General features: G+C 54.1%; 15 protein-coding genes and 1 riboswitch. Of the genes, 9 read left to right on the forward strand and 6 right to left on the reverse strand.

Features of this window, described 5'->3' with window-relative positions; genetic code table 11:
• Positions 1-2 precede the first annotated feature (2 nt).
• From B723_RS13145 to B723_RS33635, 3 genes are all read left to right on the forward strand, one after another.
• Positions 3-392 (forward strand): hypothetical protein, encoded by a 390-nt coding sequence (locus B723_RS13145; RefSeq protein ID WP_017337052.1) that lies wholly within the window; start codon positions 3-5, stop codon positions 390-392.
• A gap of 298 nt (positions 393-690) precedes the next feature.
• A complete protein-coding gene (locus B723_RS13150) occupies positions 691-1,563 on the forward strand; it encodes a restriction endonuclease (RefSeq protein ID WP_017337053.1) in 873 nt (290 codons plus the stop codon).
• A gap of 37 nt (positions 1,564-1,600) precedes the next feature.
• Positions 1,601-2,797 carry a hypothetical protein gene (locus tag B723_RS33635; RefSeq protein ID WP_238588319.1) on the forward strand — a complete coding sequence of 399 codons (1,197 nt, stop codon included), beginning with the start codon at positions 1,601-1,603 and terminating at the stop codon, positions 2,795-2,797.
• Between the two features lie 116 nt (positions 2,798-2,913).
• Here B723_RS33635 and B723_RS13165 read toward each other — a convergent pair whose 3' ends face one another.
• Positions 2,914-3,357, reverse strand: a complete 444-nt coding sequence (locus B723_RS13165; protein ID WP_017337056.1) for a 3'-5' exoribonuclease — start codon at positions 3,355-3,357, stop codon at positions 2,914-2,916.
• A 466-nt stretch (positions 3,358-3,823) separates the two neighbouring features.
• On the opposite strand from B723_RS13165, the gene B723_RS13175 reads away from it, so the two are divergent.
• From B723_RS13175 to nhaA, 5 genes are all read left to right on the forward strand, one after another.
• A complete protein-coding gene (locus B723_RS13175) occupies positions 3,824-4,159 on the forward strand; it encodes a hypothetical protein (RefSeq protein ID WP_017337058.1) in 336 nt (111 codons plus the stop codon).
• A gap of 145 nt (positions 4,160-4,304) precedes the next feature.
• Positions 4,305-4,366, forward strand: a riboswitch (Fluoride riboswitch).
• 138 nt (positions 4,367-4,504) lie between these two features.
• A complete protein-coding gene (gene crcB / locus B723_RS13180) occupies positions 4,505-4,888 on the forward strand; it encodes a fluoride efflux transporter CrcB (protein ID WP_017337059.1) in 384 nt (127 codons plus the stop codon).
• Positions 4,889-4,898: 10 nt separating this feature from the next.
• Positions 4,899-5,252, forward strand: coding sequence for a DUF190 domain-containing protein (locus tag B723_RS13185; protein ID WP_017337060.1), 354 nt, complete (start codon positions 4,899-4,901; stop codon positions 5,250-5,252).
• A gap of 2 nt (positions 5,253-5,254) precedes the next feature.
• Positions 5,255-5,785, forward strand: a complete 531-nt coding sequence (ppa, locus tag B723_RS13190) for an inorganic diphosphatase (protein WP_017337061.1) — start codon at positions 5,255-5,257, stop codon at positions 5,783-5,785.
• A gap of 310 nt (positions 5,786-6,095) precedes the next feature.
• The gene (nhaA, locus tag B723_RS13195; protein ID WP_017337062.1) at positions 6,096-7,298 is read left to right on the forward strand and encodes a Na+/H+ antiporter NhaA; all 1,203 of its coding nucleotides are present in this window, start codon (positions 6,096-6,098) and stop codon (positions 7,296-7,298) included.
• A gap of 112 nt (positions 7,299-7,410) precedes the next feature.
• Here the strand turns inward: nhaA and B723_RS13200 are convergent, their stop codons facing one another.
• The 3 genes from B723_RS13200 to B723_RS13210 form a co-directional block, all read right to left on the reverse strand.
• Positions 7,411-7,944, reverse strand: coding sequence for an NUDIX hydrolase (locus B723_RS13200; RefSeq protein ID WP_017337063.1), 534 nt, complete (start codon positions 7,942-7,944; stop codon positions 7,411-7,413).
• A 92-nt stretch (positions 7,945-8,036) separates the two neighbouring features.
• Positions 8,037-8,888 (reverse strand): universal stress protein, encoded by an 852-nt coding sequence (locus tag B723_RS13205; RefSeq protein ID WP_017337064.1) that lies wholly within the window; start codon positions 8,886-8,888, stop codon positions 8,037-8,039.
• 11 nt (positions 8,889-8,899) lie between these two features.
• Positions 8,900-10,387 carry a SulP family inorganic anion transporter gene (locus tag B723_RS13210; RefSeq protein WP_017337065.1) on the reverse strand — a complete coding sequence of 496 codons (1,488 nt, stop codon included), beginning with the start codon at positions 10,385-10,387 and terminating at the stop codon, positions 8,900-8,902.
• A 480-nt stretch (positions 10,388-10,867) separates the two neighbouring features.
• Between B723_RS13210 and B723_RS13215 the strand changes: the two genes are divergently transcribed.
• Complete coding sequence (locus B723_RS13215; protein ID WP_017337066.1) at positions 10,868-11,419, forward strand: arsinothricin resistance N-acetyltransferase ArsN1 family B; 552 nt, start codon at positions 10,868-10,870, stop codon at positions 11,417-11,419.
• A gap of 426 nt (positions 11,420-11,845) precedes the next feature.
• Here the strand turns inward: B723_RS13215 and B723_RS13220 are convergent, their stop codons facing one another.
• Positions 11,846-12,082, reverse strand: a complete 237-nt coding sequence (locus B723_RS13220; protein WP_017337067.1) for a thioredoxin family protein — start codon at positions 12,080-12,082, stop codon at positions 11,846-11,848.
• 18 nt (positions 12,083-12,100) lie between these two features.
• Positions 12,101-13,138 (reverse strand): permease, encoded by a 1,038-nt coding sequence (locus B723_RS13225; RefSeq protein WP_017337068.1) that lies wholly within the window; start codon positions 13,136-13,138, stop codon positions 12,101-12,103.
• Positions 13,139-13,160 lie beyond the last annotated feature (22 nt).

Genomic DNA, 13,160 nt, shown 5'->3' on the forward strand with positions numbered 1-13,160 from the left:
CTATGGACGACATCAATACCGTCGCAGTCGATTTACACGAAAAGCGCTACTCGGACTTCGACCTTCTTCGCATCGCCAAAGCAGTGAATCAAGACTACGACGGGCTGGTCACGGCCTACCTGGTGAATGTCCATATTCATGCGTGCAGTGCTGTTGGTGTGGTGTTCGGTCACATTTGCCCTGGGCCGTACCAACGATTTGCAGATGGTCGGCTGATTCGGACATCCGACATTCAGTCCGTAACGAAGGAAGGCAGTTTTTGGGTGATCAATACGGTCAACTCGAAGTACGTCATTGCGACGTTCAGGCGGGACGTCGGACGGCGTAGCTTGCGTGAGTTCATGCGCATAGCGGGAGACAGGTATCTGCCAACGCCGGATCGCCTCCAGTAGCTCTGAGGTCGTTGTTTTGGGCTTGCCCCGCCTCGGGGATGGCTGTCGTTTACCAATCCCGCTGTTGCGGGACTTGGCCCCTTCGGGCTTCCATCCTCAAGTCTCCAGCCCTGCTTGGGCCTAGGCGCTCCGCTTGCCATTTCGGACGCCAGCACATGGTGCCTGCTCGATTCCCTAACCGTTGGCCATTGAATCCGGTCTCCGAGGTTTTGACCGCTTCCTCGGGAGCAGATAGTTATCGGACACTTTCAGCGATATCGTATGCTCGGTTCCCTATGCTTAGCCAAGGACGTGTGGCATGCCGAAGATCAAACCACTGGATATGAAGCTAATCGACCTTCTTTTCGAGATGGAAGGGGGTTACGTGTTGGACTTCTCAGACCGCACCATGTCCCAGTTCTTCCTCGGAGAGCTGGAGATCGATATTGATGATCCGCTGTTCGCTGCGGATGGCACATCCAAAGCTAGGCGCCTGCGGAGCTTCCTCACGCTTGCCGATACACCGACTTGCGTGCGAGCGCTCAAAGCACTCTGGCAATATCGTCAGGCTGCGCTGGCCAACCAACGCAAAGATGAACCTGTGGTTAACGCCGAGGGGCGCTTCCTGACTTTGATTCAAGGCTTGGAGTCCGGCTCATCTGCCGACGTCATCAATGGCGATCCGTTCGCAGCTGTGCGTCAGGTAAATGTTGATCAGGCGGCTCAGTTGAAGAGGGCCCTGTTGGACATTCATAAGCTCGCTCCTCAAGCACGAGGCTACGCATTCGAGACGTTCCTCCAGCAGCTGTTTGAGGCATCCAACCTCCAACCTCGCGCACCATTTCGGAATACGGGGGAACAGATAGATGGAAGCTTCCAATGCCGAGGTGACATCTACCTTGTTGAGGCGAAGTGGGTAGTGAACCCTGTTGGTGCAGGGGAGCTGCACATCTTTCAAGGCAAGATCAGCCAGAAGGCAGCTTGGACACGAGGTGTTTTTATCAGTTACTACGGATTCACTGACGTTGGGCTGGAGGCATTCGGGCGCGGCAAGAGCTTGATATGCATTTCGGGAAAAGATATCAACGATGCTTTAGACAAGCACATACCATTTGCGGATGTAATCGACCGCAAAGTGCGGGCGGCTGCTGAGACAGGTTCAGTATTCGTACCTTTGGATAAATTGTTCTAAGCCCATGCGGCAACGCTAAATTTCATCAGAGGCTCCAATGTACCTAACCATCATGAAGCCCGAAGTGCTTCAGGACGTTGCATCGCTCGGTCGTGGTCTTTGGATTGTAGAAGGCCCTGATGGCCCAGCGCTCGTGGTCAAAGCGGGCAAAGAATTTATCCTCGCCGCACGTGAGAAGCGCGAGCTGAAGTTCTATCTTGCACCATACAAGTCTGATGAGGCGCAAGGCCTGACGCTGTTGACGGCCTGCTTTGATGATCCGATTAGTCCGCTGACTATTAAAACACCTCTGATGGGTAGCGATCCTTTTACAGAGGGCCTGAAAAGTCTTCCTGACCGTTTTAGCGTCTGTTTTTTTGATGAACACAATCGCGAACTTCTCAGCAGTACAGCGCACGCTAGCCTTGAAGGGCTCCGAAAGTATGCAAAGGGTGTCAATCCCTTGGGGAAGGAGCACTGGCATCTCATGATGGAGCAGGCAGATCACTGGTTCAGCTTTACGACTAGGGAAGACGACAGCCGAGCAGTAACGTTGACGCTCTTGGAGGATCTATTTCCAAGCGACTTCCTGATCACCGACCTCACTCGCCAAGGCTTCCAGGGTTCCAGAGGTTTCTCAAATACTCACCTTGAGCGACCGGAGCCAGGACACCTACAGGAGCTGGATATCATCTATCTGCTCCAGCGTGCTTACTCGGCGGAGCAAATCATCCATGGGCCAGTGAAAGTCTCCGATGGGGAAGAGCTGACCGATGCTGTTGTTTTGGGGACGGAGGTCACGCTTTTACTACAGGCCAAGGACAGCCCAAACACAGCTGAAATGATGGGGACAAAGCTTGAACGAAAGCGTAAGAAGGCCCTGAGTCAGTTGAAAGGAGGCCTATCGCAGCTACGTGGCGCAGTTTCAACTATCGAGCGTGAGGGAAATCCCGCGCTGCGGCTTGTTGATGGTACTTCCCTCAAAATCGATCTTGCAGCACGCCCCCTTGTAGGAGTCGTGGTGGTAAAAGAGCTGTTTAGCGACACCTATGAAGAGTACGGGGCCATGATCTTGGATTTCATGGATGATGTAGGTGTTCGTGTGTTGGCATTTGATTACAACGAGTTCGAGGTTATGACCAGGCACTGTCCCTCAGAGGAGGCACTCCTTTCGGCATTCTGGCAAATTTCCGAGTGCGCGGTTGAACAGAGGATCTATCCCAGACTTCGCTTCACTGAGCTTCCCCCACGCTGATTCACCACCATTTCCACTCAATGAAGGGTACCCCCGACAATCCCCTAGACTGAACTAGAGGTTTAAACGTCACTTCACCGTCGTATAGGTTAGCGATCCGCAACAGTACCCTGGCATCACTGAGCAAACATGCCGGCAATAATCCTGGCGTCGAGCAAGGCGTGGTGAGGCAGCTCTTCACCCTCGCTAGTCGGAGAAAGCGTCGTCGCATCGGTAGGAAAATTGCGAACGATTCTGGGCCATCGTCCGTCCTCATATACCAGGTCGCAAAAAAGCTCCCAATCGTACTGAGGGGCATCAGTGACGATCTCGACCTCCTTTTTGAACGACGTCAGAAACCTGAGCAGCGATATCCTGGCTTCAACAATAGGCAATGCGTAGCTCCCACCCCACAGCTGCGGAAGCACGATTTCCTTTACGAAATCACTGCAGTCTTCTTCTTTCCAAGCATCGAGCAATTCCACGTAGAATTCGCGCCCATCGTCAGCCACCAGTGCGAGTGATATCAGCTTCGCAGCCGCTGAGAGCTTGGTAAACTCACAATCAAGAAAGACCCTCACCTTGTTAGAACTCCGTAATGACTAGGGCTCGCTTGGATATGGCGCAGGAAGGTCAGCTATGGGAAATGGCTCTCGAGCATCTTGGCTCAGACGGACTCCTCCAAGCGGTCATAGAAATGTGGAGCCGCGCCGCCCCTCCACCCAGACCATTGGTCGAACACCTGTCCACCAATGAGGTGAGTCAGGACGTCTTGAGCATACTGAAAATTGCCCAGCAGCGGGTAGGTGCCATCGTGCCAGGTCGAACGCCTGATGCAGGCACAGTCACGCTTTACGCTCGTCACGCTAGCAACTTAGTTGATGGGCTCATTACACTGCTGCCAAAGGTGAAGCTTTCGCAAGCCTTACGAGGCTCTTGTCTTGAAATCGAACTGGGGATTTGACGTCCGCACAGGCTCCACGAATACCAGTCAGCAACAATCCTATTAAAACTTGCCCAGCGAAATGCGTCCTTTTGAGATGTTCTATGAGCTCTGATTTAACTGAAGAAGAAATGCGTCATGCCCTTTTCGGCACACCTCAGCCAGAGGAGCAAGTTTCTACGCCGCTAGTGCCGGAGCCCGTGGAAGAAGTTGTGCTCGCCAAACCGCTGGTCGCTCCAGCAGCGAAGAAGAAAGTGGCAAAAGCATTTACGCCTAGGCTGAGGGTCACGTTACGTGTTGGAAACGAGTTTGAAGGAAAAATGGTCGAGTTGTTTCACGAGGCCGACACGTTGAGCTCGTTGCTTGCTGAGCAGGAGGCTGTAAAGGCTGCTAGGAAAAAGTACAAGTACGTGGAAGTGGTATCGGTTAAATCCATGTAAACGCGCCAAATGACCTAGTCGTGCAAAGGGTCGGCCCGTACTTGGATCATTGATTAAACATCTTGCCTAGCCAAAAGGGCCTTCAGATCGCTTGCATGCAGCTGCTCTTGATGCCTCTTGATGCCATTGGCGCTGATGCTATAGGATCAGAACAGGAGATGGCATTCCTCCTTTAACCGCCTTAGTGCTGATGATGCCTACGTGAACCCTGGACAGGGTGCGTAGGTGTGTCCCCCTGTCCTCCAATTCAGGACAGGCTATGATCTTACCCTTCGAGTTTCCCTTTTCCTTCAGCGCGAGCCGCTTGCCAATTAGTCCACTCAGATCTGATGAGGAGGACTCTCCGTGCTGAAGTCATTAATGGTCATCGCCGTTGGCGCTTCACTTGGAGCCTGGTTGCGCTGGATATTGGGCATGAAACTGAATGCTCTGTTTCCTACGATTCCTCCAGGTACTGTGGTCGCGAACATGGTTGGGGGCTACATCATCGGCCTGGCCATCGCCTTCTTGGCCGCTTCCCCTACCCTCAGTCCAGAGTGGCGTCTCCTGATCATCACGGGTTTCTGTGGTGGGCTTACTACCTTCTCTACATTTTCAGCCGAAACGGTTGCCTTGATTCAGGAGGGCAGACTGGTCTGGGCGCTTGGCTCAATTTCGTTGCACGTTGCAGGCTCGTTAGCGATGACCGCTGCCGGGCTTCTGTCCTACCAAATGATTGGTACTCGCTGAGGAGATAGAAATGAAAGGCTATATGGTCGTTTTCTTCACCCAACAAAACCGTCGTTATCAGGGAAAGATGCTAGGTGAATGGATCGTCGACGTGGCTAAAGAAATGGGGTTGCGGGGCGCCACGCTCTGCACCGGAATCGAAGGGTTTGGGCACACAGGAAAACTGCATTCATCGCACTTTTTTGAGCTGGCGGATCAACCCACGGAAATTCGCTTGGCAATCACGGAAGATGAGGCCGAACGATTGTTCAAACGACTGGACTCTGAGGAAATATCGGTATTTTTCACGAAGACGCCAATCGAGATGGGCACTCTTGGACAAACGCCTTCCAGTTCAGCCCCTTCGACAACTTCGGAGCTATGAACATGAGCTACACGGACATTCCGGCTGGTAACGCGATCCCCGATGACTTCTTCACCGTTATCGAGATTCCTGCAAACCACTCGCCGATTAAGTACGAGGTGGACAAGCCAAGTGGGCAGACCTTTGTCGACCGCTTCCTCAGCACGCCGATGTTCTACCCGGCCAACTACGGGTTTATTCCGAACACGCTGAGCGACGATGGTGATCCGCTGGACGTCCTGGTGGTTTGCCCTTATCCCGTCTCACCTGGCGTTGTCATCCGCAGTCGCCCGGTTGGCGTGATGTACATGACTGACGAAGCCGGAGCGGATGCCAAGGTGATCGCAGTGCCTCACGAGAAACTTAGTTCAATGTACACCGACGTGAAAGAGTGCTCAGACCTCCCTGCCTTACTCCTCGCACAGATCCAGCACTTCTTCGAAAACTACAAAGCATTGGAGCCGGGTAAGTGGGTGAAGATGGTGCGTTGGGGGAGCGCGGATGAGGCGCGGGAAGAGATTCGCAAGTCGGTAGCGGCGTATATCCCCAAATAGGCTTACTCCAGATTCAAATGCCACTGTCGTAGGATCGCGCTGAGGTGCGTGCATTTATGCTGGGCCTCAGTTGCTTCAATCATCAAATATCCGAGGAGCCACACGCCTGTAAAGAAGGATCGATGCTCGCTCGCCTAGTGAGGCTATGTGCTTGGAGCGCGCCCCTGCGGTTCATGAGCGAGCCCGTGCCGGGGAACACACTGAAGGCTGATTAAGGCCCGGTGTAAATCGTTACAGGCTATGTGCCCTGCCGCGCTGGTAAACCTCGGATGTTAAAATAATCGCTTTGGATCAAAGCGCAAGGACACTGATGACTCATAGTAGAGTTCCCGCAGAAACCCCTAGAGCAGCCGCGATTCTGGCTCGCTTCCTATCGTCGGAATCCGCTGGCGGTCTTGTACTGATGGGCGCAGCACTCGCGGCCCTAATCGTGGCGAACTCGCCTCTCTCGCAAGGTTATTTTGCCGCCTTGCACAGTGTCTGGTTGGGCATGTCTGTGGAGCATTGGGTCAATGATGGCCTCATGGCCATCTTCTTCCTGATGGTCGGCCTAGAGATCAAAAGAGAGGTTCTGGCAGGTGGGCTTTCCACTTGGGGCCAGCGCGCCCTGCCGGGGTTTGGTGCTTTAGGTGGCATGGTTGTGCCTGCGCTGATCTACATCGCAATCAACTGGGGTAATTCTGAGACTTTGAAGGGGTGGGCTATCCCAGCCGCTACCGACATCGCATTCGCCTTGGGTGTCTTGTCGTTGCTGGGGAAGCGAGTCCCTACGTCGCTGAAGGTCTTCCTCGCCGCCTTGGCGATCATTGACGACCTGGGTGCTGTAGTCATCATTGCCTTTTTCTACACCTCTGGTCTTTCCATGCCGATGTTGCTGGCATCGCTCGCAACCCTGGCCATTCTGATCGCAATGAATCGATTGGGCGTCAGACGATTGTTCCCGTATCTGCTGGTAGGTGGTGTGCTGTGGTTCTTCGTGCTGCAATCGGGAGTGCACGCCACCCTTGCGGGTGTCGCTGTAGCGCTGTGCGTTCCAATGGGTAAGCCTGAAGAGGAAGCCCGGTCTCCACTGCTGTTCCTAGAAGAAAAGCTGCATATGTGGGTAGCGTTCGCTGTGGTGCCGATTTTTGGCTTCGCCAATGCGGGTGTTTCATTGGCCGGTATCTCGATGGAAAACCTAGTCGATCCGGTTCCGCTGGGTGTTGCGCTCGGCTTGTTGGTGGGCAAGCAGATTGGCATTTTCCTATTGGCTGCTCTGGCCATTCGTATGGGCTTGGCCAAACTGCCGGAAGGTAGCAATTGGGCACAGCTTTACGGCGTTGCGCTCTTGTGTGGCATCGGCTTCACCATGAGCCTGTTCATCGGAAACCTGGCGTTTGCTGGATCAGCTCACCTGATCGATGAGGTAAAAGTCGGCGTGTTGATTGGTTCGACCCTGGCTGCAATCGGTGGAGTCCTGATTTTGCGACGCAGCGCTGCGCCCGCCATTGTCGCCGCCACGGTTTCTAAATAAGCGTAAGCGAGCCGGCCACGGAGTTTCTCCCTGACAGAAATCCTGTGGCCGGAACATCGTCTCGCGAAGCGAGGTCATCGTGTTTTACGCCACAAGTTGCTGAGATATCCCCTCAAAGGCTGATTGGCGGCATCAACTCGGACGCGACTTTTTTCAGCATGAACGTTTCGCGCTGAATTGACTGCCCCATCGATAACTCCTGACGCTGCATCACGGCTTCGTTGTGCGATATGGCCTCATGCAGGCTGACCCAGACAGGCCGCATTCCATTAGCGATTTCGTGGCTTTCCATTCTGACGGGCTCTAGCTGGGGCGCTACTTCGCATAGATAAAAATGCGACGTCATGTGCATCAGGTCATATTGTGGCTTCCAGTAGGGCCGGTACTCCTCGATATAACCGTAGTGCTGGAGCACCTGTATTTCACGGGCACCAGTCTCTTCCTCAAGCTCACGCTTCAGGCCTGCGACAATGTCTTCGTCACCATCAAGGCCGCCTCCAGGAAAGCTGAAATCGTTATAGCGCTCCGTGAACAGCAACAGGATCTGTTCATCCCGCATCACGATGCCGCGTGCTGCGTGTCGACGGAATACTCTGCCCTGTTTGGATTTCAGCTCGGGGTGAACAATTTCAGTTATGAGTTGCATGTGGTCTCGTTACGGCAAGATCAGTTAGTCATCGTCCAGGGTGGCCACGGTATTTCCGCAGCTCTGGAAATACTGTGGCCAGTGGAACTGGCTCAGCGAAGCAGCAATACGGGTAAAGTGGATGTTCGCAGCATCGTCGTGGTCGTGCTGCCCACCAGAAACTGCCTGATGCGTGAGTGCCCGTACGCCCCCATGACCAAGAGGTCAATGCTGTGCTCTGTCTGATACGCATGCAGCACCGACTCTACTTCGCCTGGGCGGATCTCGGCATGCACCAGCGAGCCAGAAGAGGCAAGTGTGGTTCGTGCTTTCTCCAGCTCATTCTGGTTTTCTTTAGAGTCCGTACCAACCATGACGATATGAATTGGCAGGCCTTCGCACAGCGGGCTCGAAGTAAGCATCTGTACGGTCTTGTGGCCTGTAGCGCTGCCGTCAAATGCCACCATGATCGTTTCAGGTTTCCTGAAATGGCTGGTTGTAATCAGGATGGGGCGGTGGATAGTTCGGACTACCGCTTCAATCTGGCTGCCAAGACTTTGGGCAGTGCGAGTGCTGTCCTCACCGACTCTTCCAATCACCAGTAATCGAATATCGTCTTGGAGATCGCTCACGCTCTCGACGAGATGGCCATGGCGCTGCTTCATATCAGGTGGCATGGCGCCAGAGTGGACTGTTCGCTCGCGAGCTTTTTCAAGCATGTGCTGCCCATGCTCCAAGGCCAGTTTTGCACGCTGCGCATCCAGCGTGGCCAACTCTTCCAGTAGATGTTCTCTGCTACCGAGACCGATATTTCCGCTCAGGTCTGCTGATGCAGGGTATTTCTCCTCATCCAATACATGCAGCAAGGTAAGGGGCGCGCTAAGTTTTTGCGACGCCCATGCTGAGTAGTCGCAGACCGCCAGCGAGGATTGTGAGTTATCAATGCAGGCCATTACGTGGGTCATTGTCGTTCTCCTTAGTGGCTCATGAGCTTGTCGATGGCGCCGGGTTTGTCATGCACGCCGAAGCGATCAACGATTGTTGCGCTGGCTTCATTGAGACCGAGCACTTCAATCTCTGCGCCCTCGCGGCGGAATTTAATAACCACCTTATCCAGCGCTGCGACAGCAGTGATATCCCAGAAATGCGCCTGTGTGAGATCGATGGTGACTTTGTTGAGAGCTTCCTTGAAGTCAAAGACTTCAGTGAACTTGTCCGCAGAGCTAAAGAACACCTGGCCCACGACGTGGTAAGTCCGATGAGATTCCGTCTCTTCCAGAGTGCTCTTGATATCCAGGTAGTGCCCAACCTTATTGGCAAAGAACAGCGAAGCCAGCAACACACCTACCAGTACGCCATAGGCTAGGTTGTGAGTGGCCACGACGACCACGACGGTCGCCACCATCACGAGGTTGGTCGACAGCGGATGCTCTTTCAGATTACGCAAGGAATCCCAGCTAAAGGTGCCGATGGACACCATGATCATCACAGCCACGAGTGCCGCCATAGGGATTTTGGAGAGCCATTCGCCAAGAAATACCACCATCAACAGCAGGAAAACGCCGGCACACAATGTCGAGAGACGGGTGCGGCCACCAGATTTCACGTTGATGATCGACTGGCCGATCATGGCGCAACCTGCCATGCCGCCAAGCATGCCGGCAGCGATGTTGGCCACACCCTGGCCTTTGCACTCGCGGTTTTTGTTGCTGGTGGTATCGGTAAGGTCGTCGACGATGGTCGCGGTCATCATTGACTCGAGTAGACCCACTACGGCCAAGGCAGCCGAGTACGGGAAAATGATGCGCAGGGTTTCAAAGTTCAGCGGCACTTCGGGCCAAAGGAAAATCGGCAACGTATCCGGCAGTTGGCCCATGTCACCGACGGTGCGGATATCCAAACCGAGGTAAATGGCGACGGCAGTCAGCGTCAGGATGCACACCAACGGTGACGGAATCAGCTTGCCGATCTTCGGTACGTATGGGAACAGGTAGATGATCCCGAGGCCCGCTGCCGTCATGGCGTAGACGTGCCAGGTGACATTCGTAAGTTCCGGCAACTGCGCCATGAAAATCAGGATCGCCAATGCGTTTACGAAACCGGTGACTACCGACCGTGAAACGAACCGCATCAACGAGCCAAGCTTCAGGTAGCCGGCAAGGATTTGAAGTACGCCACATAGAAGGGTCGCGGCCAGCAAATACTGAAGTCCGTGTTCTTTAACCAACGTAACCATGAGCAGTGCCATGGCGCCGGTAGCCGCCGAGATCATTCCGGGGCGCCCACCGACAAAGGCGATGACAGCACAAATACAGAATGAGGCGTAGAGACCGACTTTGGGGTCTACACCGGCGATGATGGAAAAGGCAATTGCTTCAGGGATAAGCGCGAGTGCGACCACTAACCCCGCGAGCACGTCGCCACGGACATTGGAAAACCACGTTTGTCTAAGTTTTTGCAGCATAGAAAATATCCAAGGCAAAGCATCGCGCACGCCAAGGGAACGGCGAGCGAATCGATACAAATTCAAATTTTGAGGATTTTTTGCTGTGTGCTTAAGGTGAAAAACCAGGCGTACAGCAGTGCGCGCCCGCGAGCGAAGCTAGCGGAAGAAAGGTGTTGCGAGGGGGCGTAGCGCTAAGGCGGCGTAGGCTGCCAGTAGATCGTTTGGAGTACAGTCATGCGAGTGTTCCTGTAGCTCAAGGGTATGCAGAGCTGGCACTATACCTCAAATCCCTTTTCAATTGCGACCGGATGTCAAGCTCTAAGTGGATTTCATAGCGTACATGATGCTGACGGTTTACTGCGGGCAGTAGATCCCTACCAGCCCACTCTTGATCAACATCTGTGGTGCTAAACATGCTTTCGGTAGCACCGCCAGAACGCCATATTGAATATGGTGATCGGAAAAGTAGTGTCTACGTTTTGAATTAAGGCGACTTCAATGGTCTCGAAGATTCGTACGGCGGCGGTAGCAGATGCTGAAGCCATCCAGCGCATTTACGCCCCCATCGTTTCAACAACGGCGATCTCGTTTGAAGAGATTCCGCCAAGCGTTGAGGAAATCGCTCAGCGAATAGCGACGACACTTCAGACATATCCCTACCTGGTGGCCGAAGAAGGTGGGGAGATCAAGGGCTACGCCTATGCCAGCCAGCACCGCGCACGTCCGGCATACCGATGGGCCGTTGACGTAACGGTGTACATAGCCGAATCGGCTCGCCGTCAGGGTATTGGCCGTGAACTCTATGAGAACTTGCTTCCGATCCTTGAAAAACAGTGCTTTCGCGCAGCTTATGCCGGAATCGCACAGCCCAATGAAGGCAGTGTGGGGCTGCACGAGTCGCTGGGATTCGTCCATATCGGCACATATCCGGAGGTTGGCTTCAAGCTTGGGAAATGGCACGACGTCGGCTACTGGCGGCTCGGACTGTGCCAGGAAACCCCTCCGTTAGAGCCTGTTCTTTTCCAGGAGCTTGAAGTCTCATCACAGTAGGCGCAATCGATTTGCGTTGCGAGCCATCAGGCTCCGCCTTTGAGATAGCTTTGGACTTTGTTGACTACACCCCAAGCGGTGCGGGTTACTCCGATCAACGTAGCGGAGGCAAGCCCCGTCCAACCGCCGTAGCCCTCCATCCACAGATGGGGTGAATCAACACTCCGGTTTTCATTCACAGCGACTTTGCTGCCATCGCCGATGATACTCAGGTTGCTCGGGTGGTCGACCGCCGGAGGAAATCCAGTACACCAGATGACGACATCGATCTTCGTCTAGGTTCCCGATGGCCACACAACACCCATTGAAATGAAATGCGTGAATGGCCGTATCGCGTTCAGCACACGGTGTTCGCGAGCTTCCTTTACGGTGCACGATACAATGCCGGGCAGCTCCCCACTGTGGCCTGAGGAGCCTCTAGCCCCTCTAAGCGCTGAGCCACTCTTCAACCTTGTCACGGGTCGGGATGCCCCCTGAGTGAACAACCTTTCCATCAATCACAACACTCGGTGTGGACATGACCCCGTAGCCGACGATCTGTTGCATGTCTTCGATTTTTTCCAGCTTTACGGGGATGCCTTTCGCACTCGCCACTTGTTCGATGATGGCGACTGTCGATTTGCATTTTGCGCAACCGGTGCCCAGAACCTTGATGTCTTTCATAAAACCTCGGTAGGTGGATTACAAAGCGAAGTTGAAGACGTAACCAACGATGAGAATGCCGACGGCGACGACCCCAATGAAGGTAGCTATCAGGCGAACTTTAAGCACCTTGCGCAAAATCACCATCTCCGGAAGAGATAGAGCGATGACACTCATCATGAAGGCCAGCACAGTGCCCAGTGCCGCGCCTTTTGCGAGTAGTGCCTGCACAATGGGGATGATGCCCGCCGCATTGGTATACATGGGGATGCCGATAAGAACCGCGAGCGGAACCGACCACCAGGCTTCCTTGCCCATGAAACTGGCCATGAAATCCTCTGGCACATACCCGTGAATGCCCGCGCCAATGGCAATACCGGCGAGGATGTAAGGCCAGACTTTTCCGACGATTTCACGCACGCTGCCAAACCCGGCACTTATCCGCTCATACAGGGGCATGCGTGTGTCCCCGGCAGTTGCCTGGATCCTGGGCATGTCACGAACCCAATCTTCCAGATAGGCCTCCATTTTCAGGCGGCCAATGACCCAGCCAGCCACAATCGCAATAAACAACCCTAGGCTGAGATACAGCAACGCAACTTTCCAGCCGAATAAGCCAAGCAGCAGTGTCAGCGCGACCTCATTCACCATGGGCGCAGAAATGAGGAAGGAGAACGTCACCCCTAGGGGCACGCCAGCTTGAACAAAACCTATAAAAAGAGGAACCGCTGAGCACGAGCAAAATGGGGTAAACACACCGAGCGAAGCCGCCATGACATTGGCCGTGCCCTCGCTTCGCCCTGCCAATATTGCGCGGGTGCGTTCAGGCGTGAAATGGGAGTTGAGCATGCCCATCAGGAACACGATGCCCGTCAACAGCATCAACACTTTGGGCGTGTCGTAGAAAAAAAACTGTAAGGCGCCTCCAAGGTGGCTATTCCGATCAACTGGAAGCGCTGCGACCAAAGCCTCTGAAACAGGAATAAGGGCTTCGTACAATCCGAACCAGGCAAGCGCTGCTGCCGCTAAAAACAGGCGGGGATTTCGCGCAGGCCAGCGCACGATCATGTCGTTCATGTCCTCTACTCCTGAGGCTTAG

The organism is Pseudomonas fluorescens NCIMB 11764, from assembly GCF_000293885.2.
Classification (GTDB): Bacteria; Pseudomonadota; Gammaproteobacteria; order Pseudomonadales; family Pseudomonadaceae; genus Aquipseudomonas; species Aquipseudomonas fluorescens_B.